At 66.3% G+C, this 22,098-nt stretch carries 23 protein-coding genes; 9 read left to right on the plus strand and 14 right to left on the minus strand.

Annotation, left to right across the window (positions count from 1 at the left end; translation table 11 throughout):
• Positions 1-76: 76 nt before the first annotated feature.
• The 9 genes from VJ811_RS09015 (at position 77) to pal (ending at position 6,568) form a co-directional block, all read left to right on the plus strand.
• Positions 77-487 (plus strand): GFA family protein, encoded by a 411-nt coding sequence (locus VJ811_RS09015; protein WP_324071937.1) that lies wholly within the window; start codon positions 77-79, stop codon positions 485-487.
• Entirely contained in the window at positions 480-905 is a 426-nt protein-coding gene (locus tag VJ811_RS09020) for a hypothetical protein (protein WP_324071938.1), read from the plus strand. Before VJ811_RS09015 ends, VJ811_RS09020 begins: the two co-directional genes overlap by 8 nt.
• 37 nt (positions 906-942) lie before the next feature.
• On the plus strand, positions 943-1,965 hold the full coding sequence (gene ruvB, locus VJ811_RS09025) for a Holliday junction branch migration DNA helicase RuvB (RefSeq protein ID WP_324071939.1): 1,023 nt from the start codon (positions 943-945) through the stop codon (positions 1,963-1,965).
• Positions 1,966-2,066: 101 nt separating this feature from the next.
• Entirely contained in the window at positions 2,067-2,546 is a 480-nt protein-coding gene (locus VJ811_RS09030; RefSeq protein ID WP_324071940.1) for a YbgC/FadM family acyl-CoA thioesterase, read from the plus strand.
• Positions 2,540-3,238, plus strand: a complete 699-nt coding sequence (gene tolQ, locus VJ811_RS09035) for a protein TolQ (protein WP_039572102.1) — start codon at positions 2,540-2,542, stop codon at positions 3,236-3,238. Before VJ811_RS09030 ends, tolQ begins: the two co-directional genes overlap by 7 nt.
• Positions 3,238-3,747 carry a protein TolR gene (gene tolR, locus VJ811_RS09040; RefSeq protein WP_324071941.1) on the plus strand — a complete coding sequence of 170 codons (510 nt, stop codon included), beginning with the start codon at positions 3,238-3,240 and terminating at the stop codon, positions 3,745-3,747. Before tolQ ends, tolR begins: the two co-directional genes overlap by 1 nt.
• 9 nt (positions 3,748-3,756) lie before the next feature.
• Complete coding sequence (locus VJ811_RS09045) at positions 3,757-4,578, plus strand: hypothetical protein (protein WP_324071942.1); 822 nt, start codon at positions 3,757-3,759, stop codon at positions 4,576-4,578.
• A 5-nt stretch (positions 4,579-4,583) separates the two neighbouring features.
• Complete coding sequence (tolB, locus tag VJ811_RS09050; protein ID WP_324071943.1) at positions 4,584-5,948, plus strand: Tol-Pal system beta propeller repeat protein TolB; 1,365 nt, start codon at positions 4,584-4,586, stop codon at positions 5,946-5,948.
• A 101-nt stretch (positions 5,949-6,049) separates the two neighbouring features.
• Entirely contained in the window at positions 6,050-6,568 is a 519-nt protein-coding gene (gene pal, locus VJ811_RS09055) for a peptidoglycan-associated lipoprotein Pal (protein WP_324071944.1), read from the plus strand.
• Here the strand turns inward: pal and VJ811_RS09060 are convergent.
• From VJ811_RS09060 to VJ811_RS09125, 14 genes are all read right to left on the minus strand, one after another.
• Positions 6,555-7,322 (minus strand): prepilin peptidase, encoded by a 768-nt coding sequence (locus tag VJ811_RS09060; protein ID WP_324071945.1) that lies wholly within the window; start codon positions 7,320-7,322, stop codon positions 6,555-6,557. The two genes, pal and VJ811_RS09060, sit on opposite strands and share 14 nt — an antisense overlap.
• A 4-nt stretch (positions 7,323-7,326) precedes the next feature.
• Positions 7,327-8,037: a type II secretion system protein N gene (gene gspN, locus VJ811_RS09065; RefSeq protein ID WP_324071947.1), complete on the minus strand. Its 711-nt coding sequence runs from the start codon at positions 8,035-8,037 to the stop codon at positions 7,327-7,329.
• A 2-nt stretch (positions 8,038-8,039) separates the two neighbouring features.
• Positions 8,040-8,522 carry a type II secretion system protein GspM gene (gspM, locus tag VJ811_RS09070; protein WP_324071948.1) on the minus strand — a complete coding sequence of 161 codons (483 nt, stop codon included), beginning with the start codon at positions 8,520-8,522 and terminating at the stop codon, positions 8,040-8,042.
• Entirely contained in the window at positions 8,519-9,664 is a 1,146-nt protein-coding gene (gene gspL / locus VJ811_RS09075; protein ID WP_324071949.1) for a type II secretion system protein GspL, read from the minus strand. Before gspL ends, gspM begins: the two co-directional genes overlap by 4 nt.
• A gap of 266 nt (positions 9,665-9,930) precedes the next feature.
• Positions 9,931-10,938 (minus strand): type II secretion system minor pseudopilin GspK, encoded by a 1,008-nt coding sequence (gspK, locus tag VJ811_RS09080; RefSeq protein ID WP_324071950.1) that lies wholly within the window; start codon positions 10,936-10,938, stop codon positions 9,931-9,933.
• Entirely contained in the window at positions 10,935-11,663 is a 729-nt protein-coding gene (gene gspJ, locus VJ811_RS09085; protein ID WP_324071951.1) for a type II secretion system minor pseudopilin GspJ, read from the minus strand. The genes gspK and gspJ overlap by 4 nt, the downstream gene beginning before the upstream one ends.
• The gene (gspI, locus tag VJ811_RS09090; protein ID WP_324071952.1) at positions 11,660-12,037 is read right to left on the minus strand and encodes a type II secretion system minor pseudopilin GspI; all 378 of its coding nucleotides are present in this window, start codon (positions 12,035-12,037) and stop codon (positions 11,660-11,662) included. The genes gspJ and gspI overlap by 4 nt, the downstream gene beginning before the upstream one ends.
• Positions 12,027-12,485: a GspH/FimT family pseudopilin gene (locus VJ811_RS09095; RefSeq protein WP_324071953.1), complete on the minus strand. Its 459-nt coding sequence runs from the start codon at positions 12,483-12,485 to the stop codon at positions 12,027-12,029. The genes gspI and VJ811_RS09095 overlap by 11 nt, the downstream gene beginning before the upstream one ends.
• An 83-nt stretch (positions 12,486-12,568) precedes the next feature.
• The gene (gene gspG / locus VJ811_RS09100) at positions 12,569-13,051 is read right to left on the minus strand and encodes a type II secretion system major pseudopilin GspG (RefSeq protein ID WP_324071954.1); all 483 of its coding nucleotides are present in this window, start codon (positions 13,049-13,051) and stop codon (positions 12,569-12,571) included.
• Between the two features lie 3 nt (positions 13,052-13,054).
• The gene (gspF, locus tag VJ811_RS09105) at positions 13,055-14,269 is read right to left on the minus strand and encodes a type II secretion system inner membrane protein GspF (protein ID WP_324071955.1); all 1,215 of its coding nucleotides are present in this window, start codon (positions 14,267-14,269) and stop codon (positions 13,055-13,057) included.
• On the minus strand, positions 14,262-15,755 hold the full coding sequence (gspE, locus tag VJ811_RS09110) for a type II secretion system ATPase GspE (protein ID WP_324071956.1): 1,494 nt from the start codon (positions 15,753-15,755) through the stop codon (positions 14,262-14,264). Before gspE ends, gspF begins: the two co-directional genes overlap by 8 nt.
• Positions 15,752-17,968 (minus strand): type II secretion system secretin GspD, encoded by a 2,217-nt coding sequence (gene gspD / locus VJ811_RS09115; protein WP_324071957.1) that lies wholly within the window; start codon positions 17,966-17,968, stop codon positions 15,752-15,754. Before gspD ends, gspE begins: the two co-directional genes overlap by 4 nt.
• A gap of 270 nt (positions 17,969-18,238) precedes the next feature.
• The gene (locus tag VJ811_RS09120; RefSeq protein WP_324071958.1) at positions 18,239-19,120 is read right to left on the minus strand and encodes a type II secretion system protein N; all 882 of its coding nucleotides are present in this window, start codon (positions 19,118-19,120) and stop codon (positions 18,239-18,241) included.
• Positions 19,121-19,358: 238 nt separating this feature from the next.
• Entirely contained in the window at positions 19,359-22,067 is a 2,709-nt protein-coding gene (locus tag VJ811_RS09125) for a TonB-dependent receptor domain-containing protein (protein ID WP_324071959.1), read from the minus strand.
• Between the last annotated feature and the right edge of the window lie 31 nt (positions 22,068-22,098).

A 22,098-nucleotide genomic window follows, 5' to 3' on the forward strand; every position in this document is an offset into this window, starting at 1 on the left:
CGGCAGCGAATGAGGAACTGGGCGCGGGTGCAAGCCTCGACGCGCTGGTCCGCGTGGCGCTGAAGAAGGCGGCAAAATGACCGATCGCATCCGCAATGCCGCCTGCCGCTGCGGACAAATCCGCATCGCCTGCACCGGCGAGCCGATCCGCGTGTCGGTCTGCCACTGCCGCGAGTGCAAGGCGCGGAGCGGCAGCGCCTTTGCCGCGCAGGTCCGTTTCCCGGCCGAGCAAGTCCGCATCGAGGGCGAAGCGAAGGCGAAGATGTGGCAGTACACCGGCGACAGCGGCAACACCGCCGATTTTTTCTTCTGCGGCATCTGCGGTTCGGGCGTCTGGTACAGGGCGCGGCCCTATCATGACGCCTATGCGATACCGCTCGGCAATTTCGAGCCCGGCCACGGCTTCGTGCCCGACTATTCGGTTTATGAGGAGCGCAAGGAGCCTTGGGTTTCGATCACCGGCGAAGGGATCGAGCATTATGGCTGAACCGGCCACCGGATCGGAACGCCCGCCCTATTATGTCTGGCTTGCCATGCGCCTGTTGGGCCTTTTGGGCATGCCCATGATAATTGTCGGATTCCTGTACGCAGTTGGCAGCCCAGTCGATAGCATCGACTTCCAGTTGGCTCTCGTGTGTCTTGTGGTTGGCGGGTTGATCGGCGACCGTGGGCCGGTCTGGCGCCGTGCAGAATACGACACATCGGAATTTTTCGAATATCTCGGGCGGCGCCTAGCGTCGAAGGGATGCCCCCAATGCGGACAGTCGGTCTTCGATAGAATGCCGCCCAGCGGCTTCGAGTTGGAGAGTGCGCGCCATTCCTTCTGGCCGACCCGCATTTGCTATGGTTGTGGCGGCGATACGACCCACAGACGTACGTCGATTCCGAAACCACCTCTTGATTAGCTGGCGATATGACCAGATTTGTAGATAAGGCGACGGCGTGACCGACCTCACCACCCCCATCCGCACCCCGGAGGACGCCGACGCGGCGCTGCGCCCCAAGACGCTCGCCGAGTTCGTCGGGCAAGCGGCGGCACGCGAGAATTTGCGCATCTTCATCGAGGCGGCGAAGGCGCGGGCGGACGCGCTCGACCATGTGCTTTTCTATGGTCCGCCGGGGCTCGGCAAGACGACGCTGGCGCAGATCGTCGCGCGCGAGCTGGGGGTCGGGTTCCGCTCGACCAGCGGCCCGGTGATAGCCAAGGCGGGCGACCTTGCCGCGCTGCTTACCAATCTCGAGGACGGCGATGTGCTGTTCATCGACGAAATTCACCGGCTGTCGCCCGCGGTCGAGGAAATCCTCTATCCCGCGATGGAGGACCGCGCGCTCGACATCATGATTGGCGAGGGGCCATCGGCGCGCTCGGTGCGGATCGATTTGCCGAAATTCACCCTCGTCGGCGCGACGACGCGGCAGGGTTTGCTCACGACGCCGCTGCGCGATCGCTTCGGCATTCCGGTGCGGCTCAATTTCTATACGCATGGCGAACTCGAACAGGTCATCACGCGCGCCGCAAGGCTGCTCGCGCTGCCGATCGCGTCCGACGGCGCGCTCGAGATCGCCAAACGCTCGCGCGGGACGCCGCGCATCGCCGGGCGGCTGCTGCGCCGCGTACGCGATTTCTCGACCGTCGCCGGGCATGAGATCGTCGATGCGAAAGCCGCCGATGCCGCGCTCAACCGGCTCGAGGTCGATGCGCTCGGGCTCGACGCGATGGACCGGCGTTATCTGACCATGATCGCCGATATTTATCGCGGCGGGCCGGTCGGGGTCGAGACCATGGCGGCGGGATTGTCCGAACCGCGTGACACGATCGAGGATGTGATCGAGCCCTATCTGTTGCAGGTCGGGCTGATCGCGCGGACCGCGCGCGGACGCATGCTCAACGCGAGCGCGTGGAAGCATCTTGGGCTCAACCCGCCCGCGGGTTCGCAGGACGGACTTTTCGACCAGGGAAAATAGGCGGATTTCCGCGGATTTCAATCCACCAACCGGCCCCGATCTGCGACGAACCGTTGGTTAGGGGTTTGCGACGAGTCGAAGGCCCGCTATCGGTCAGGACAATGGTAAACACGCCGCCCTCCTTCACTCCCGGCGCCTTCGTCGGGGCTGAGCATCATTTCCGGGCGCGCGTCTATTTCGAAGACACCGACCTGTCGGGCATCGTCTATCACGCCAATTACCTGCGCTATATGGAGCGCGCGCGATCGGATATGCTGCGCATCGCGGGCATCGATCAGCGCGCGGCGATGGACGCCGGCGAAGGCAGCTGGGCGGTGACCGACCTCGCGATCAAATACCGCCGGCCCGCACGGCTCGACGATGATCTGCTCGTCGTCAGCACGGTCGAGGCGGTACGCGGCGCGAGCGTGATTATTTCGCAGCGCATCCTTCGCGGAACTGACACGTTAAGCGGCGAGACATTAACCGACGGGCAAGTCACCGCCGCCTTCCTGTCGCCCGAGGGCCGGCCGCGCCGCCAGCCCGCGGGTTGGGCCGATCGATTTACCGCCATCATGAATGGAGAGAATATCCCTTGCTAGACAATATCTCGCTGGCCGCCGACGCGGCGACCTTGTCCCCCGTCGCGCTGTTCCTGCAGGCCGATATCATCGTGAAGGCGGTGATGATCGGCCTTCTGCTCGCGTCGATCTATGTCTGGGCGGTGATCTTCACCCATGGTCGCAGCGTCAGCAAGCTGATGAGCGCCTCCGAGCGCTTCGAACGCGATTTCTGGCGCGCCGATAATATCGACAAATTCTTCGACAAGAACGGCAGCGAGGAATTGCCGAGCGCCAAGGTGCTCGGCGCGGGGATCAGCGAATGGCGCCGTTCGACCAAAACCAAGAATGTCGACCGCGACGGCACGCGCGAACGCCTCGGCATCGCGATGAACAGCGCGGTCGCCGGTGAAGTCGACCGCCTCGCCGAAAAGATCGGCACGCTGGCGACCATCGGCTCGGTCGCGCCTTTCGTCGGCCTGTTCGGCACCGTGTGGGGCATCATGCGCAGCTTCACCGCAATCGCGGCGGAGAATAACAGCAGCCTCGCCGTCGTCGCACCGGGCATCGCCGAGGCGCTGTTCGCGACCGCGATCGGTCTGTTCGCTGCTATTCCCGCCGTCATCGCCTACAACGCCTTTTCGCAGCGCCTGAACCGGCTCGAATCGCGGCTCGGCCGCTTCGCCGACGGGCTGCACGCGACGTTCAGCCGCGAGCTCGAGGTCGAAGCCTGATGGCGATGAGCGGCCCCTCAGGCGGTATCGGCGGACGGCGCGGCCGTGGCACGCGCCGCGCGCCGATGGCCGAAATCAATGTCACCCCGCTCGTCGACGTGATGCTCGTGCTGCTGATCATCTTCATGATCACCGCGCCCCTGCTCGCCTCCGCCGTCCCGATCGATCTGCCCGAAAGCCGTGCCAAGCCGGTCGAGACCGAGGAGCAAGAGCCGGTACAGTTGTCGATCAACGCCGACGACACCCTCTATATCGGCGAAGATGTGGTGCCCGAAGCCGAGCTTCCCGCCCGTCTCGACGCGATCGCCCGCGAGAATGAGGGCAAAGACAAGCCGCGCCAGATCATGCTGCGCGCCGACAAGGGGCTCGACTATGGCCGCGTGATGCGCGTGATGGGCGAGCTCAATCGCGCCGGCCTGACGCGCATTTCGCTGGTGACGACAGGGTCGGAGGGCGCCGCCGACAGCGCTCCCGCCGCGGTCACCGACGGTTCAGAAACACGGCCCTAGGTAAAGACAATGGCCGAACAACGGGCAGTGAGGGGGAAGGAAGGACGCGGCATCGCCATCGCGGTGGCGGCGCATGTCGTCATCATCGGTTTGCTTTCGGTCCAGTGGACCGCGGGCAACCGCCGCTTCGACAACCCCCCGATGGAAGTCGACCTGATCGCCGAAAGCGCGGTGCTGTCGACCGCGCCGGTGATCAGCGAGACGCCCCCCGCCGCGCGGCTGGGCGAGGAGGATATGACCGACATCGCGGCGCCCGAGCCGGTGCCCGCGCCGCCGCTGCCCGAACAGGTCGTGCGGCCGACGCCTGCACCGACGCCGAAACAGGTCGCGCGGCCAAAGCAGATTCCGAAAAAACAGCCTCCAGCCGCTCAAAAGGCGCAGCCCAAGGCCGCCCCGAAGGCTCCGCCCGCGAAGAATCGCCCCGCGCGCCCGACCGGCCGCCTCGACGGCATCGCCGAGGGGCTTTCGAAGTCACAGCCCAAATCGCCCGCAAGCAAGGGCGCGCCCGCCGCGGCGACCGCCGCCGAAGTCCGGCGATCGATCGACGTCAGCATCAAGTCGGCGGTCGCGCCGCGCTGGAATGGTTGCCGCATCTCGGGGGTCGACGTCGACCAGCTCAAGACCGTCGTCAAATTCCGCCTGACCCAGTCTGGCGCGCTCGCCGGCTTCACCAGCGTCACGACGAGCGGCGAGAACGACAGCAATAAATTCCAGATCCAGCGCCATCAGGAATGCGCCAAACGCGCGGTGGAACTCGCCGCACCCTTCGACCTGCCCGAGGAAAATTACAGCTTCTGGCAGAATTACACGCTCGATTTCATCAAGAGGTAAGAGACATGTTCCTCCGTTCGATCAGCCTCTCGTCTGCCCTGCTGCTCACCGCGGCCCCGGTCCTCGCGCAAACGCCGATCCAACCACCCGTCGTCACGCCGACCGAACCGCGCGAGACCATCGAGGGCACGCTGTCGCAGGACCGCACCGTCATCGCGATCCCCGCGCTCGCGACGTCGTCAGTACAAAGCGTCGCCGGGCTCCGCACCGACAGTCTCGGCCGCCAGATCGCCGAAGTCATCGCCGCCGACCTCGAACGCAGCGGCCTTTACGATCCGATGGGGCCCAGCGGCATCCCCGCGATAAGCCGCGCCGAGGTGCAGGCGCCGCGCTTTGCCGAATGGCAGGCGCGCAACGCCGAAAATGTCGTCCACGGCTTCGTCGATGCGAGCGGGACGGGCGGCCTGGTCGTTGGCTGTTATCTTTACGATACCCAACTCGGCAGCGAGCTTGTCCGCAAGGGCTTCGAGATCCAGCCCGGCGACTGGCGCCGCGCCGCGCATAAATGCGCCGACGCCATCTATTCGCGCCTGTCGGGCGAAGCGCCCTTCTTCGACAGCCGCGTCGCCTATATCGCCGAGAGCGGGCCCAAGGGGAACCGCATCAAACGCCTCGCGATCATGGACAGCGACGGCGGCAACCACCGCTTCATCACCAACGGTCAGGCGCTCGCGATCAGCCCGCGTTTCTCGCCCGATTACAAGAAGATCGTCTACGTCAGCTATTTGAACAACCGCGTCCGCGTCTTCATCTATGACGTCGCGGCGGGCTCGCAGAAGCTGGTGACCGAAAGCTCGAACGCGACCTTCGCGCCGCGCTGGTCGCCCGACGGCACCCAGATCCTCTATTCGATGGCGGTCAACGGCAACACCGACATTTATCGCATCTCGGCCAATGGCGGCACGCCGGTGCGGCTCACCAACACGCCGGGCATCGATGTCGGGGGCAGTTTCTCGCCCGACGGCAAGAAGATCGTGTTCGAAAGCGACCGGTCGGGCGGTCAGCAAGTCTATACGATGAACATCGACGGGTCGAACCAGCAGCGGATCAGCTTTGGTGGCGGCCGCGCCGCGACCCCTGAATGGTCGCCACGCGGCGACCTGATCGCCTTTACCCGCATGGGCGGCGGCGAGTTCCGCATCGGCGTGATGACGCCATCGGGCGGCGGCGTGCGGATGCTCACCAACAGCTGGCAGGACGAGGCGCCGACCTGGTCGCCGAACGGCCGCGTCATCCAGTTTTTCCGGACGTCTCCGGGGCGCGAAGGCAAGTCGAGCCTGTGGCAGGTCGACCTGACCGGCGTGAACATGCGCCGCCTGCCGACCCCGCAAGACGGGTCGGATCCCAGCTGGGGTCCGGTCCTTCCCTGAGGAAAGCCGGAACCAAAGGGGCGCGATCGGGTTCAACTATCGCGTCCTGAACGGGCCAATTCGGCCGCACGAATGATTTTCAACAACAAGAGGACAGAGACATGACGATACGCAAAAGCACCGCGATGATCGCGGCGATCACCATGCTTGCTGTTGGCGCCTGCGCGAAAAAGGCCCCCGACACGCTCCCCCCCGCCCCCGAAGGCACCGGCACCGATACCGGCGCGGGCACCGGCACCGGCGTGGTCCCCGGATCGCAGGAAGATTTCCTTGCCAGCGTTGGCGCGATGGGCGACCGCGTTTTCTTCGACTACGACCAGTATAATGTCGATGCGCAGGACCAGACGACGTTGCAGACCCAGTCGCAGTGGCTGCAGCGCAATCCGGCGGTCCGTGTCACGCTCGAAGGCCATGCCGACGAACGCGGCACGCGCGATTACAACATCGCGCTCGGCGAACGCCGCGCCAACGCCGCGAAAAATTACCTCGCGTCGCTCGGCGTCGATCCGTCGCGGATCAACGTCATCAGCTATGGCAAGGAACGTCCGGCCGAACTCGGTTCGACCGAGGAAGCCTATGCCAAGAACCGCCGCGCGGTGACCGTCGTTATCGGGCGCTAAGAAGCGGCCATAAAGCCACTGTCGCAAAGGCGGCGGTGCAGGCACAGACACCGAAGGGGATCCGTCGCTCACCGAGCGGCTGGTCCCCTTTTCGCTCTGCGACGAGTGCCCAGACGATCCCGCCGAGGCTCGCGAGCAGCAGCATGAGCGGCAGCGCCTGCCAGCCGAGCCACGCGCCGATCGCCGCAACCAGCTTGGGATCGCCGCCGCCCATTCCGTCTTTCGACCGCACCCGGCGATAGAATTCGGCGATGGCGGCGAGAGTCAGGCCGCAGACAACCGCGCCGATCCATCGATCGATCAACGATGATTCCATCATTGGGCCGGCTATCAACAGGCCAACAAGTCCGAGCAGCAGGTTGAGGCGGTCGGGGAGCCAGAAATGGCGTGCATCGAGCAGCGCGAGCGGCAACAGCAGCCAGCCGAACAGAGCCCAGAGCCAGCCCGCGGTCCCGGGCATGAGAGCCAGCGTGATCGTACCGATCAGCGCCGAACCCAGCTCAACGCGCCAGTGGAAAGGATCGATCGCCGCATCACACGTCCGGCAGCGCCCGCGTGACGCGAGGGTCGATAACAACGGGACGAGATCGAGCGCGCCAAGCGGCCGCCCGCAGCCATCGCATAGCGAGCGCCCGAGCACCGAGCGCCCCGCGGGCCAGCGCAGCACCAGCGTCGCGATGAAGCTGCCCAGGACCAATCCGATCAACGCGGCAAAGGCGACGCCCATGCCGAAGGGCAAGGCATCGAGGATCATCACGTCAGAAACGGCCCGAGGTCGCCAGCACGAATCCGCCGGGTCCGGCCTTGAACCCCAGCGCGGCGAGCGCGCCCGCCATCGCCGGATCGCGGTCGACATTGATCGCCAACTGCGCACGCCAGGCACCGCTGCCGTCGAACGACAAGGTCAGCCGCTCCATGCCCGACTGGCTGGCGAGCGCCGCCTGCGCACGCCCGTTCGCGCACGCCAGCGGACCCGACAGGCCGCGCGAGAGGTCGAGCCCCGCGATGGGCGCGGAGACCGCGAGCTGGATGCGCCCGCTTGCGGCGGCGCATTTTCCCGCATCATCGAAGCGTATCGTGGCGCCTTCGAACCGGATCGTATCGATGGGGATCATGCCGAGCCCGCCCGACATCGATGTGGTGCCGCTGACGTCGGAGACGCCGCGCGGGTCGCTGCCATGCAGGCGGCCCGCAAGCGCGCCGAGCCGTTCGTCGGCGCGCGAAAAGACGAGTTCGGTGCGTGCGCCGAGCAGCGCGAGCGGCGACAGGCTGGCGCGCACCGTGCCAAGCGGCAAGACGCCAAGCCGTGCATCGACCAGCTCGCCCGACCATATCGACCCGCGAACATCGCGCGCGCTGATGCCCGCATCGGTCGCCCCCGACCAGCCGAGCGCGAGCCGCATCGGAAAGGTCGCGATGACCAGGACCAGCGCGAGCAGCAACGCCGCAAGCCCCCAACGCCTGCGCATGCTCATTGTCCGCCCTTCCGAAGCTCGGCGGTCAGGCCGACGGTGCCGTCGGCGGCGGGGGTGATCGTCAGCTGGTCGACGACGAAGCCCTGCCCCTCGAGCGAGGCGAGCCAGTCGGTGAGCACCGTCGCGCGTGCGGTGGCGATCGCGATCGTCGCCTGCCCCTCCCCACGCGCTTCGTTACGGTCGAGCGTCAGCCCGATCTCGCCCGCCGATTGCGCAAGATACTGGTCGATCGCGACCGCATCGACCGTCGCCGCAACCGATTTCGCCGGACGCCGCGCAAGCAATTGCACCTTTGCCGCGACGCGCCCTTCGCGCTCGATCGCGGCGCGATGCTGGTTTTCGAGATCGACGAACAGCGCGACCGCCGGACGGCCGAGCCCCCACAGGATGACGCCGAGCGCGAGCACGCCGGCGATGCCGACAAGCCAGCGTTCGCGCAGCGACAGGGCAATCCACCAATTCTGCAGTCGCTCGGTCATGGCACCGCCCGGATCGTGATATTGGCCATTTGTTGCCCATCGCTGCCCGCCATCGGCTGCGCGGTGATGCGATAGCCGCGCGCCTGCAGCGCCAGCAGCACCTGGTTGATATCCTCGACGCGCGGCGCCGCGAGCGTCGTCGTCAGCGTCCCGTCGGTGCGGTGCGACAGCGTCCTGAGCGTTACGCCGGGCGCATCGCCCATCGCGTCGTAAAGCGCCGATGCCGGGACCGAGAAGGCGAGCGGTCCGCCGCCCGCCGCAGCAAGGCGGCGGTCGAGCTCGGCCTCCGCCGCAGTCGCATCGGCCCCCGTCACCCCGGCTTTTTTCGCCATTGCCACCACCGCATCGTCGGCGCGGCCGGCGTCGGACGAGAGGCGCGCCGCATAAATAATCGGGATCAACAAGCTCACGGCGACAAGCGCGATGGCGAGGCGCTTCGCCAGCCTGAGCATCGCCGGATCGACCGACCAGCTGCGCTTGGGCTTCCAACCCCCGCTCAGCAGGTCGAGCGGCGGCGCGGCGAGCGTCAGCAGCAGCGCCTCGCGCATCCGGTCGGCATCGAGCGGCAGCGCGGCGTGCCCGCCCGCGATCAGCGGATCGAGCTCGGGATCGGAGACATAGGCTTGGGTCGCGGTGCGGACGATCCGCTCGCCGCCGACCTCGGCGGTCCACAGCGTGTCGGGTTCGGGCGGCGGCACCGCCACCGCCGCCGGGATAATCGCGGCCGGCGTCAGATCGCGCGCCTTCAACCAGTCGGTCCATGCGGTCATCGCCGCGTGGGTGGTCACCGCAACCGCGACCGCCTGTCCCGTTTCCGCGGGCTGGCCCGCGACGACATGAAGCGCCGCGGCATCGCCCAGACTGTTCTTCAGCGCATCGATCCGCGCCGCGGCGGCGGCCTGCGCGGGCGCGGCGTCGGGATAATGAAGCCAGCGCAGCGGCACATCGGCAGCCGGCGCGAGCGCGATCAGCTGGTCGTCAGGGCTATCGTCACGCGGCTTTTCCCACGCACCGACCCAGCCGTCGTCCTGCCCGCTATCGACGATCACGCCGTCATCGACGCGCAGCCAGGCCGCGTCGGAACCATCGCCTTCGCCAAGCGTCGCCACCGGAGGCAGCCAGAGAACCAACGTGCGCGGCATCTAGGGCATGGATCCGCATATGGCGCATTCGAGGCGCCGAAATGGCAAAGATATCGGCTTCGCGTGGCCGCCGCGGATGGTGGTTCCATCAGCAAGGCCGCGCGGAAACGAGATCGAAGCCATTTCGACGTCCCTTCGGGATTTGACCGATTTTGTCCATGGCTGCGTCAGCGAGCCTTGGAATATACTCATATGCCTGCGTCTCGCTTCCTTGCCCTGAACAAAATCGCTTCAAACCTCGAACGTGCCATATGCGGATCCATGCCCTAGTCGCTCTCGCCCCAATCGCGGCGCACGATCGTCGGCGGCGCGATACCCGCGGAGGGCGCCCCGCCATTGGCATCGATCAGCGAAACTGCGGTCAAGAAACCGTCCCCCATCGTCACATTCGTCGTCAGCGCCAGCCAGCGGCTGTTCACGCCCGCCTGTTCGGCCACATCGTTCGGCGGCTTTCGTCCTTCGAACGGACCCGCCTCCCAGAATCGTACGCTGCTGCCATAGCCGCCAGCGGGGCGCGCCGCCAGCACCGCCCGCGCTTTGGCAACGGTGATTTCGCCGGGCACTAACATCGCGACCAGCGGCGCTTGTTCGGGCGCGAGCGTGTTGACGTTGAGCCGTACCGGATCGGCCGCCGGCAGCACGCAAATCCAGGGTTTGAGGCGCGCATAAATTTTCGGCGTCACGCCGCGCACCGCGCGGAGTTCGCTCACATCGGCCATCTTGCGGTTCGCGGGCAGATAGGCGCCCTGCATCGACCGATAGGCATTGTCCTCGGCGCCGAGCGGCCCTTCATTGCTGTCGCTGTCGATCCAGTCGGCGGCCGCGCCCGCGATCGCCTGCGCCTGCCCCGGATCGATCCCGAGTAAGGTCATAAGCTCGCCGAACTGGCGCATCGAACCCGATCGCTGGCTGAACCGCCCCGGCACCGTCTCGGCGACGAGGCTGTTGAGGTTGAAGCAATTGTTGGCGTCGGTCAGCTTCGCGCGCCCTTCGCCGCCGGGAAGCGGCAGGGTGAAATCGCGCCCCAGCCAATTGCCGGCAAGCGTCAGCTTCGCGGGGTCGCGCCCGACAAGGTCGGCGACGCGGCGCAGCGCAATCTGTTCGGCAGCGAACGCGTAGGCGCGGCCCTGATCGACCGTTGCCGCGCTGCCCGCGATCCGCGTCGCGAGCGTCAGCCGGTCGAGCGCGGTCGCGGCGATCACCGCCATCACCGCGACGAGCAGCAATACGGTAAGCAACGCCGCGCCAGTTTCGTCTTTCGCGCCGGGCTTCACGGTGTCGGCACCCGTTGGGCGGGCGGCGGCGGCAGCGTCGGCGCGGTGAGGAACAACATCGTCAGCGCCTCGCGGCCCGTGCGGGTAACCCGCACCTCGACCGCGCGCGGCAGGCGGTCACCCGGCTCCGAACTCCAGACCTCGCTCCAATTGCCCCGCTCGTCACGATATCGCACCGCGACGCCGGCGACGTCGCCGATCAACCGGTCGCCCTCGCCCAGCGCGGTGCCGTCGAGCATTGGCTGCGTCGCGCGGCGCCATTCGCTACCGACACGCGCATAAGCGACGCGCTCGATATTGGGGCGCGGGCTGCCGCCCGCGGATCCCGCACCGCCATGGACAAAGGCAAAGCCGTTCGCCGATCCGACAAACGCCGGCACAGCTTCCCCCGCCGGCCCGCGCGTCGACCGCTGGACCGCCTGCGCCAGATCGTTCGCCATCACCGCGCGAAGGCGGTTGATCCCGCCCATCGCCTTCAGCCGTTCCTGCACCGCATCCTGCGTATCGATGCTGCTGCGCAGCAGGCCGACGCCCATCGCCGCGATCGCCGCGAAGATGGAGAGTGCGACAAGCATCTCGACAAGGGTGAAGCCGCGATCATCGACACTTGATCGCGCGCCCGCGAAGGCGGGGGCCCAGAGCGCTTTGAGCCGACGTTGCGCCTGGGCGCTCTGGACCCCGGCCTTCGCCGGGGTACGCGTGGAGGCGATGCATATTTTCTTCATCGCGACGGCCGGATGATCGTTAGCGCCGCCTGCCCGCGCCCGCTTTCGGGGCGGACGAGCAAATCGATGCGCAGCAGGGCGTCGTCGGCGGTCTTCGCGACGCGCTGCTCGATGCGCCAGTTGCGCCCCGCGTTCGCGACGCCAACGGCACTGTTGCCGATCGTCGGGGGCGCCGGATCGGTCCATAATTCGACCGCGCGATTCTGCGCGACGATGCCCGCCATCGTGCTTTCGTCGAGGTCGCCCGCGGTGCGCACCGCATAGGCATCGAGGCGGATGAGCGCGAGCGCGGCGATGCTGATGACGCTCAAGGCCACCAGCATTTCAAGCAAAGTGAACCCGCTTTCGCGGCCTTTGGCGCGATCACGGCCCACGGCTGACCTCCCCGGTCGCCGAGACGCGCACGATCTCGCGCGCATCGCCGCCGCTCAATACGACCGCCTGCGGCGTCGGGCTGATGCCGACGCGATCGAACAGGATGCGTGCCGCCCCCTGCCCGTCGCCCGCCGCGAAGCGCACCTCGCCCGGCCAGTTCCGTTGTTCGAAGGCGCGACCGGGCAGCGGTTGCCACTCGCCCGAAATTCGCCGTTCGAAACCATAGCCCGACGGCGCGAAATGGACCGCGACGCTGCGCCCCTCGATCACCGCGACATCGCGCGCGGCGGCAAGGCGCGCGGCGAGGCGGTCGGCCTCGCTGCGCACCGTGCGTTCTTCGCCGGGAATGGTGAGCACGACCGCTGTCGCCGCGAGCGCCATGACCGCGAGCACGACCATCAGTTCGACGAGCGTGAAGCCGCGGTCGCCCGGCCGCCGCCGCGCCAATAAATAGGGACAGTCCCTATTTAATTCCCAGGTTGGCGGCTGTTCGATCGGCCCGTCCTCAATTAAATAGGGACTGTCCCTATTTATTGGCTGTCGCTGCGAATATCCGCATTGTCGTCGGTCCCGCCGGGGGCACCGTCGGCACCGAGCGACCAGACGTCGAACGCCTTTCCGTTCGGCCCCGGCGCCTGATAATTATAGGGGCGGCCCCACGGATCGGCGGGCAGCTTCTTGATATAGCCGCCGCGGCGATAGCGTTCGGGCTGCGCGAGCGCCGGCGGCGCGACGGTCAGCGCGTTCAGCCCGTCGGTCGATGCCGGATAGGTCAGATTGTCGAGCCGGTACTGCTCGAGCGCATTTTCGAGCGTCGCGATATCGGCCCTGGCCTTGGTCACCATCGCGCGATCCTGACTGGGCAGGACGTTGATCATCACCACGGTGGCGAGCAGCCCGATGATGAAGATCACGACCATCAGTTCGGTCAGCGTAAAGCCGCGCTCGTCCTTCTTGCGGGGCGGGCGACCGGAGTCGAGCATCAGGCGAATGAAAAGCTGCATCAGGGACATTTATTATAGACCTGCAAGGTTCTGCAACTGAAGGATCGGAAGCAGAATGGCGAGGATGATAAGGGCCACGCACGACCCCATAACGACAATTATGACAGGTTCGAGAAGCGCCATCGACGCGGCCGTAAACCGGTCGAATTCGCGTTCGAGATAGTCGGCGGCGCGTTCGAGCATCTGTTCGAGCCGCCCCGCGCTTTCGCCGCTGGCGGTCATATAGACGAGCAAGGGCGGGAAGACGCCGGCATCGCGCAGCGCCGTGGACAGGCTGCCGCCGGCGCGCACCTGATCGACGATCGTCGCGGTCGCGCCGGCGAGCGCGGCGTTGCGGATCGTCGGGACGGTCAGTTTCAACCCTTCGACGAGCGGCAGGCGGCTCGACACCATGGTCGACAGCGTGCGCGCGAAACGCGCGGCGTAAAGATCGCGGAGCAACCGGCCAAACAGCGGCAGGCGAAGCAGTCGTCCATCGACGCGCGCCTTGAACGCCGGGCGGCGCATCGCGCTCACCCAGCCGAAGCTCGCCCCGGCGATCAAGAGCGCGATCAGCCACCACCAGTTCGCGGCGAAGCTGGAAATCGCGATCACCGCGCGGGTCAGGAAGGGCAGTTGCTGGCCGACGTCGGTGAATTGTTCGACGACGCGCGGGACGACGAAGATCATCAGCGCCGCGACGACCCCGATCGCGACGACCGCAAGCACGATCGGATAAGCGAGCGCGGCGATCAGCTTGCCGCGCACCTCGGCCTGGCGTTCGAGCAGGTCGGCGAGCCGCGCGAGGATGGTGGTGAGGCTACCCGTCGTTTCGCCCGCCGCGACCATCGCGCGATAAAGCGGCGGGAAGCTCGCGGGCTGGCGCCCCATCGCGTCGGCGAGGCGGCGGCCCTCGAGCAGGCCCGCATGGACGTCGCCGATGACATTGCGCGCGCTTTCGGCCTCGCTCTGGCGCGTCAAGGTACGCAGCGCCTCTTCGAGCGGCGCGACCTCGGCCAGCGTCGCGAGCTGCCGCGTGAAGAGCGCGAGTTCCTTGCTGCTCAATTTGTTCCGGCGGAAGGCGAGCAACGAGCGGCCGGCGGGCTTCGCACCCGCCGCCTCGACCGCGACGATATGAAATTTCCGCCGCATCAGGTCGGCGCGCGCGGCATCGTCGTTCGCGGCGGTCAGGCGCCCCTTGCGCTCACGGCCCTGCGGATCGATCGCTACATAGCGATAGTCAGGCATCGATTTCCTCGCGCCGCGCGACGCGGATCGCCTCCTCGGCCGTTGTCAGTCCCTTGGCGACCATCGTCCGCGCAGCAGACGCCAGCGTCGGCGATTTCAGGAAGGCGTGGCGCGTGATCATCGCCTCGTCGCCGCCATTGTAGATGTAGCGGCGGACCGTCTCGTCGACCTTGATCGCCTCGAACACCCCGATACGGCCCTTATAGCCCGTACCGCCGCACTGGTCGCAGCCCTTCGGGCGCCAGATCACGGTGCCGATGTCGAGCCCGAGCATCGCGGCAACGCTGTTGTCGGCCTGCACGGGTTCGCGGCAATGATCGCAAAGCTTGCGGACCAGCCGCTGCGCGATCACCGCGCGCAGCGTCGAGGCGAGCAGGAACGGCTCGACCTTCAAATCCTTCAAGCGCGTGATCGCGCCCACCGCATCGTTGGTGTGGACGGTCGAGAGCACGAGATGGCCCGTCAGCGATGCCTGCACCGCAATATCGGCAGTTTCGCGGTCGCGGATTTCGCCGACCATCACGACGTCGGGATCCTGGCGCAGGATCGCGCGCAGCCCCGCGGCGAAGTCGAGTCCGACCTTGCTGTTCACCTGCGTCTGTCCGACGCCGTCGACGGAATATTCGACCGGGTCCTCGACGGTCAGGATGTTGCGCTGGCCGTCGTTCAATTGCTTGAGCGCGGCGTAAAGCGTCGTCGTCTTGCCCGAACCGGTCGGGCCGGTGACGAGGATGATGCCATTGGGTTCGGCAAGCGCCTCGCGCAAAATCTGGTCGGCGGCGCCAGTCAGGCCGAGAATGTCGAAATCGATCCCCGCCGCATCCTTGTCGAGAATACGCATCACGACGCGCTCGCCCGCGCGGCTCGGCAGCGTCGAGACACGCACGTCGACCGCTTTCCCCGCGAGCGTCAGCCCGATGCGGCCGTCCTGCGGCACGCGGCGTTCGGCGATGTCGAGCCGCGCCATCACCTTGATACGGCTGACGACGACCGGCGCCACATGCGGAGGCATGCGCAGATGTTCGCGCAGCACGCCATCGGTACGCATCCGCACGACGAGGCCGCTTTCATAGGGTTCGATATGGATATCGCTGACCCCCTGCCGCACCGCTTCGGCGATGATCGCGTTGATCAGGCGGATCGCGGGGGCGTCGTCGGCGCTGTCGAGCAGGTCCTCGGCGCTCGGCAGGCTGAAATCCACGTCGCTGCCGTCAAGCGACCCCGCCATCGCGGCGGCCGAGCTATCGACGGCATAATGATCGGAGAGAAGCCGGTCGAAATCGACGGTGCTCGCGGTCGCCACGCGCAGCGGCTGCGCGAGATAGCGTTTCACCTCGATCAGCACCGCCGGGTCGGCGCCCTCGCGCAAGGTCGCGAGCCACGCGCCGCCTTCGCCTTGCGCGATGACGACACCGTGCGTGCGCGCAAAGCCATAGGGAATATCTACCGGCGCCGGGGGAGGCGCCGCCGGTTCGATGTCGGTCACGGATAGTCTCCGGCGGGCGGCGCAGGCGCCTGCGAGATCGAGGGCGGGACGTCGGTCGCCGTGACGCTGCCGCCCTCTCCGCGCAGTTCGGGCAGGTTGACTGGGCCGACGGTGATGTCGGCGGCGGTCGACGGGGTCGGCGCGGGCGGAACCGCCCCCAGATAATCGCGCACCAGCGTATCGATCGCGGGCTCCTCGCCCGGATTGCGCTGGAGCTGGAAGTCGCGGATATAGCCGTAGCGGCGCGCGGTGAGCGCTGCATTATCCTCGCGGTTGCGCAGGATCGTCGGGCGGATGAAGACCATCAAATTGGTTTTCGACCGGGTGCGGCTGCGCGACTTGAACAGCTCGCCAAGCAGCGGAATGTCGCTCAGGAGCGGGATGCGCTCGATCGTCTTGCGCTCGTCGTCGTTGAGCAAACCGCCGATCGCCAGGATCTCACCATCGTCGACGGTCAGCACGGTTTCGAACGAGCGTTTGTTGAGGATAAGGTCGCTATTACGCGACGAGACCGGACCGGCGACGCTCGATACTTCCTGGCGCAGGAACATCTTCACTTCGCCGGCGCCATTGACCTGCGGCGTCACTTCCAGCTTGATCCCGACCTCTTCGCGCTGGACCGTGCGGAAGGCGTTTTCGAAATTGTCGCCCAGCTGTTCGCCCGTGGTGATCGGCACATCCTGGCCAACGAGGAATTTCGCCGCCTGATTGTCGAGCGTGACGATATGCGGCGTCGCGAGCAGGTTCGAGGTCGTGTCCGATTTCACCGCGTTGATGATCGCGCCGAAGATCGTGTTCTTGCCGATATCGCCCGCGAAACCCGCGAAACCGCCGGTCGCCGCGAGCAACGACGCCGCCGCCGCTTCCTGCAAGCTGTTGCCGAGTGAACTCGTCGTTTGGGTAACGATGGTTTCGCCATCGACCGTCGTCTTGTCCTCCGTCAGCTTGGTCGCGGCATAGGCGCCGCCCAAGGTCAGGATATTCGGCTGCGCATTGCTGTAGCTCGTCGCGACGAACGGGATATTCTTGCCGCCGAGCAGAAACTGGACGCCGAGCCGCTTTGCCGCATCGTCGCCGATCTCGACGACGATCGCCTCGACGAGCACCTGTTGGCGGCGGCTGTCGAGCTGGCGGATCAGTTCGCCAAGCATGCGCTGCACTTCGCTATTGGCGGCGACGATGATCGCATTCGCGCCCTCGTAGCGTGTGATGATCGCGGGGCCGCGGGTCGAGATGCTGCCGCTCCCCCCTCCTCCGGTCGACGTCGGCGCGGTCGTGGCCGATGGCACCGGTACGGCGCTGCCGCCGCCGTTCGAAGACGACGACGAAGAGGATGACGGAGGCGGCAGGCCCGCCTTTTGTGCCGGGTCGCTGCCGCCGCCGATGAGCTGTTGCAACGTCGGCAACAGGGTTTCGGCATTGGCATGTTCGAGCCAGTAAACGCGCAATTCGGTGCCGCCCGCCGCCTTCGCGTCGAGGTCGTTCGCCATCGATACAAAGCGGGCGACCATCGCCTGATCACCCCTGAGGGCGATCGCGTTGCTGCTGTCGATGGGCACGATCGCGACGGGCTTCTGCGCGCCCTCGCCCGCCGCCGGGACAAGCGCCTGCAGCGCGGCGGCGATTTCGCGCGCCCCGGCGTTTTTCAGCGTGACGATCTGGCTGGTCGAGCTGTCGCGGTCGATGCTCGACGCGAGCGCACGGATGCGGCGGATATTGTCGGCGAAATCGGCGACGACGAGGCTGTTGGCGTTGCGGTTCGCGGTCAGCGAGCCCTGCGCGCTGACGAGCGGGCGCAATGTTTCGACCGCCGAGACCGCATCGATGTGCCGCAGGCGGATGATTTCGGTGACGAACTGGTTCTGCGCCGCGCCGCTGCTACCGATCCGGCCGGGCTGCGCCGCGGCGCCATCGATCGGCTGGACGCGGTAACTGCCGTTCGGCCCGGGGACCGCGACAAGGCCGTTCGAGCGCAAGGTCGCGAGGAAGATCTCGAAATATTCGCTGCGCGACAGCGGCCGGTCGGTGACGACCGACACCTTGCCGTTGACGCGGCCGTCGATGACGAAGGTCCGGCCGGTAACCCGCGCCGCATCCTGAATGAAGGCGCGGATATCGGCGTCGCGGACGTTGAGCGTGTACTGGGCATAAGTCACGGTCGGCGTGGCTGAAATCAGCGCCGCAGCAAGCATCAGGGAAAGTTTCAGGCGCATATAGGGTTAGGACTCGCTGGTGATGCGTTCGAGGCGTCGAAATGGCGAAGAGATCAGGTTCGCGTGGCCGCCGCCGATGGTGGTTCCATCTGCAAGGCCACGCGGGCCTGAGATCGAAGCCATTTCGACGTCCCTTCGGGATTTGACCGATTTTGTCCATGGCCGCGTCAGCGAGTCTGGGAATATATTCATATGCCTGCGTCTCGCTTCTTTGCCCTGAACAAAATCGCTTCAAACCTCGAACGTATCACCAGCGAGTCCTAACCCTGACTATTGTTTCGAGAGGAAAATGGCGACGGGAACGACGCTGGCGCCGCGCTCGACTTCGAGCGCGATGCGCGCCCCCGGCGTGAGTTGGTTGGCAAGCGCCGCGGCGTCGCTTGCCGAGCCGATCGGGCGGCCGCCGACCGAACGGATGACGTCGCCGGGGCGCAGGCCGGCGGCGCGGAAGGCCGCGCCATCACCCTGCGGCTGGACGACGATGCCGGTGACGCGGCCGTCTTCGGTGCGCGGGGCGAAGCCGACCCCGGCCTTGATCGCCGCGGGGGTCATTTCTCCGCTCGCCGACGCGCCGCCCGACGCGGCCCCGATCTCGGGCGTCGGCGCGGGCAGCGGCGTCGTGGGATTTGCGACGGGCGCTTCGCCGCTCTGGTCGAGGAACAGGCTTTCGCGCGCGCCGCCGCGGTCGAGCAGGACATGATCGAAGGCGATACCGGCAAGCTTCAACCCCGGCGCGATCTCATCGCCGACGGCGTAGCTGGTCTGGACGCCATCCTCACCCGCGATGATCGCCGAGCCGCCGCCCGTCGCTTCGTTGAGATTGATGCCGAAGAGCGTCAAGCCCGCCGAGGTGACGGTCGTCGACGCGGACCCCTGCGCATTGCCGCGAAAGAAGGGGTCGAAGCTGGAAAAGAGCGCGCGCCGCTCGGCGGGCGAAGCGATCACCGCCGCCTGCGGTTGCCACGCGCCGAGCGGCGACAGCGGCGTGAGCAATATCCAGAGCAGCCGGACGCATTGCCAGATGAGCAAGGCGCCGAGCAGACCAGCCAGCAGCATCGGCCAGATCTCGCGCGGCGAGCGCTTCCCGGCGCGCAACCAGGCTGGCAGCGCGCGCGGCAGCCGAACGGCCGATCCGGACATCAGCGTTGCCATGAAATGTCTCTGTCCCCCCAGACTGAAAAAACTGTCTCGCGAATCGCCTAGGGGCGAACGGTGACAATCAGTTGACCGGAAGATTACAGTTTTTTGACATCCGGGCGAGTCTGGTGCGGTGGGAGGTGGCAGCGGCGCAGCCGCTGATGGAGGGGTATTAACGAGGTCGCAACCCCTCCACCACCCGCTTCGCGGCGGTCCCCCTCCCCATCGCTGCGCGACGGGGAGGATTTTGACCCTAGAATTTGAGCGACGCGCTGAGCGAGAAGGTACGGCCCAGCTTGTAACGGTTGAGGAAGATGCGATTGTCGCCCGACGTCTGCACTTCCTCGTAATTGCGGCCGGTCAGGTTGCGCGCCTCGAACTTCAGTTCGATTTCCTTGTCCAGCAGCGAGATGCCCTGACGAGCGACGAAGTCGAGCGAGATGCCCGGCTTTTCGCGGATATCGGGCTGACCCGACGGGCCGCGGCTGGTGACGCGCGGACTGGCATAGGTCAGGAGCAGCGTCTGCTGCGACAGATTGTCCTGATCTTCGAGCCCGATCTGGACATTGACCAGATGGTCCGACTGGCCGGTGAGCGGCGCGCCGTCGAAGAAGAAGTTGCTCGCATCCTGCACCACACCGTTGATCACCGTCGTGTCGCCAGCGCCGACCTGAATTTCCGACTTGGTGTAGGTGTAGTTGCCAATCAGCACCAGGCGGCGGCTTGCCCAGAAGGCCGAGTCCGACAATGTGTCGAGCGCGAAATATTTCTGAACCTCGACCTCGCCACCGTAAAGCAACGCTTTAGGCGCGTTGGCGAAGCTGGTGTTGGCGATCGAATCGGTGCTGAGCGAGGTGTAAGCCTCGATCGGGTTTTCGATCTTCTTGAAGAAACCCGCCGCGGTGAAACGCTGGTCCTTGGCGAAATACCATTCATAGCGCAGCTCGCTGTTCCACAGCTCGCTATCGGCCAGCGACGGGTTGCCGCGAAACTGGCGGTTCGATTCGGGATCCTGATAGATTTGCGCGATGAGTTCGCGGAACTGGGGGCGCGCGATCGTGTTCGATGCGTTGAGGCGCAGCTGCATATCGGGCGCCACTTCCCAGGTCAGCGTCACGGCCGGCAGCCAATAGTCGTTGTTGATATTGGTTGCGGCAATCGCACTTCCGCCCGTGCCGAACAGGTCGATCGGCACGACAGTCTGCTTGCCGTCCTCATAACGCACGCCGACATTGACGTTCATGCCCGAAACGATCTCGGCCTGAAGCTGGGCATATCCGGCGTGGGTGGTCAGCCCGGCGTCGAACGCCGCCGTGCCGTCCTGCGCCGACGTTTCGACCAGCGTGATGTCATAGAGCTGGATCGACGCATCGGAGAGCAGATAATCGGGACGCAGCTGCGTCACCGGCACCGGCAGACCCGAGGCACGGAACTGGAAAGCGCGGCGCACGGCGGTACGGCTCGTGTCCGAATAGGCGTAACCCACGGTCGCGGTGATCTGCGGGGCCAGCTCGTACGACAGGTCGACGCCGCCCGACCACAGATCCTCGTTCAGATCCGAAAAGGCGATCGTCGCGTCGCCGCGGTTGCCGCCAAGGTCGTTGACGAACTTGTTACCCGTGGGATCCTGGTCGGTCGGCAGGTTGGTGCGCACATAGGTGAAGCCGCGTTCATAGGGCGCCTCGCGCTGCGAATTGGCGTAAGCGCCGCGCAGATCGACCTTCAACGCGTCGAAATGGAATTCGCCGACGAATTGCGTGTTGATCAGCTGGCGCTCGTACCAGGCGGTGTCCTGCTTCATGATGTCGCGGCCGACCTGGTTCGCGTCGGTGCCGAGGCCGAGACGCGCCTGCTTCAGCGTGTCGCGGATGAAAAGGTTGGTCCAGCGCAGCTTGTGCTCGCCGATTTCGAGCCCGAGACCGAGCAGCGCGTTCACGACGATGCGATTGTCGGTGATGACGCGGTTGTAGCTTGTCTGCGGATCGCCCGACAGATCCTGGTTGAGCGACGTCTGCTGCAACGTGTCGCGGGTGCGCCACTTGTTGCTGATTCCCGCGGTGGCGATGATGCCGAGTTCGCCGTTCGCGAGAGGAATGGTCGTGCCGCCGGTGATGCCCGCCGACCAGTTGACCGGGATATGGTCATTCTGCTGCAGCAGCGTCGTGTCGCTGTTGACCAGCTCCATCTGGATAAATTCCAGATCTTCCTGGGAGAAATCGGCGCCCTCGAGGATCGGCTTGCCGCTCGCGAAGGCGGCTTTCAGGAGCGAGGGAACATCGCGGCTGCCGTCGTCGAAGCCGGTGCCGTCGGTGTCGCTGCCATAGTAAGTATAGCCAAGCTGGTTCGTCGTCTCGCTGTCCCAACCGATGCCGCCACTGAAGGTGATAAAGGGTTCGCGCGGGATCGCCTTGGTCGTGAGATTGATCACGCCGCCGCCGAATTCGCCGGGGAAGTTCGCCGAATAGCTTTTCTGGACGAGCGTCGAATCGATGACGTTCGACGGGAAGATGTCGAGCGGAACGACGCGCTTCAGCGGCTCGGGGCTCGGCAGCGGCGAGCCGTTGAGCAACGCGAGCGAGTAACGGTCGCCGAGGCCGCGGACATAGACGAAGCCGCCGCCGACGACCGACAGGCCGGTGACGCGCTGCAGCGAGCCCGAAATGTCGCCTTCGCCGGTACGCGCGATGTCGGCCGACGAGAGGACCGAGACGACTTCGGGGGTCGCGCGGACGACGTTGGGGGTGAAGCGGCCGGTGACGACGATTTCCTGATCGGCGCCGCCGGGGATCGAGACATCGCCCTGTTCGTCGTCCTCGGCCGCGGCATCGTCGGCCGCGGGCGCTTCGGTCGTGACCGGCGGCGCGTCAGGCGCGGGCGCGCCCGTGTCCTGCGCCAGAGCGGCGGGCGCGACGAGAGCGGAGCTGAGGAGAAGCAGGCTGGCAAAGATCGGCCGCTTGGTCATGATGGAAAGTCCCCAATTATATGCAGGAAGG

This window comes from Sphingopyxis sp. (assembly GCF_035250425.1).
Classification (GTDB): domain Bacteria; phylum Pseudomonadota; class Alphaproteobacteria; order Sphingomonadales; family Sphingomonadaceae; genus Sphingopyxis.

What these genes read in the sequence shown, in the direction of transcription:
- VJ811_RS09015 (WP_324071937.1), top strand. Translation starts at nt 77, where the DNA reads ATGACCGATCGCATCCGCAATGCCGCCTGCCGCTGCGGACAAATCCGC.
- VJ811_RS09020 (WP_324071938.1), top strand. Translation starts at nt 480, where the DNA reads ATGGCTGAACCGGCCACCGGATCGGAACGCCCGCCCTATTATGTCTGG.
- VJ811_RS09030 (WP_324071940.1), top strand. Translation starts at nt 2,067, where the DNA reads ATGGTAAACACGCCGCCCTCCTTCACTCCCGGCGCCTTCGTCGGGGCT.
- tolR (WP_324071941.1), top strand. Translation starts at nt 3,238, where the DNA reads ATGGCGATGAGCGGCCCCTCAGGCGGTATCGGCGGACGGCGCGGCCGT.
- VJ811_RS09045 (WP_324071942.1), top strand. Translation starts at nt 3,757, where the DNA reads ATGGCCGAACAACGGGCAGTGAGGGGGAAGGAAGGACGCGGCATCGCC.
- tolB (WP_324071943.1), top strand. Translation starts at nt 4,584, where the DNA reads ATGTTCCTCCGTTCGATCAGCCTCTCGTCTGCCCTGCTGCTCACCGCG.
- pal (WP_324071944.1), top strand. Translation starts at nt 6,050, where the DNA reads ATGACGATACGCAAAAGCACCGCGATGATCGCGGCGATCACCATGCTT.
- VJ811_RS09060 (WP_324071945.1), bottom strand. Translation starts at nt 7,322, where the DNA reads ATGATCCTCGATGCCTTGCCCTTCGGCATGGGCGTCGCCTTTGCCGCG.
- gspN (WP_324071947.1), bottom strand. Translation starts at nt 8,037, where the DNA reads ATGCGCAGGCGTTGGGGGCTTGCGGCGTTGCTGCTCGCGCTGGTCCTG.
- gspM (WP_324071948.1), bottom strand. Translation starts at nt 8,522, where the DNA reads ATGACCGAGCGACTGCAGAATTGGTGGATTGCCCTGTCGCTGCGCGAA.
- gspL (WP_324071949.1), bottom strand. Translation starts at nt 9,664, where the DNA reads ATGCCGCGCACGTTGGTTCTCTGGCTGCCTCCGGTGGCGACGCTTGGC.
- gspJ (WP_324071951.1), bottom strand. Translation starts at nt 11,663, where the DNA reads ATGAAGAAAATATGCATCGCCTCCACGCGTACCCCGGCGAAGGCCGGG.
- gspG (WP_324071954.1), bottom strand. Translation starts at nt 13,051, where the DNA reads ATGTCCCTGATGCAGCTTTTCATTCGCCTGATGCTCGACTCCGGTCGC.
- gspF (WP_324071955.1), bottom strand. Translation starts at nt 14,269, where the DNA reads ATGCCTGACTATCGCTATGTAGCGATCGATCCGCAGGGCCGTGAGCGC.
- gspD (WP_324071957.1), bottom strand. Translation starts at nt 17,968, where the DNA reads ATGCGCCTGAAACTTTCCCTGATGCTTGCTGCGGCGCTGATTTCAGCC.
- VJ811_RS09120 (WP_324071958.1), bottom strand. Translation starts at nt 19,120, where the DNA reads ATGGCAACGCTGATGTCCGGATCGGCCGTTCGGCTGCCGCGCGCGCTG.
- VJ811_RS09125 (WP_324071959.1), bottom strand. Translation starts at nt 22,067, where the DNA reads ATGACCAAGCGGCCGATCTTTGCCAGCCTGCTTCTCCTCAGCTCCGCT.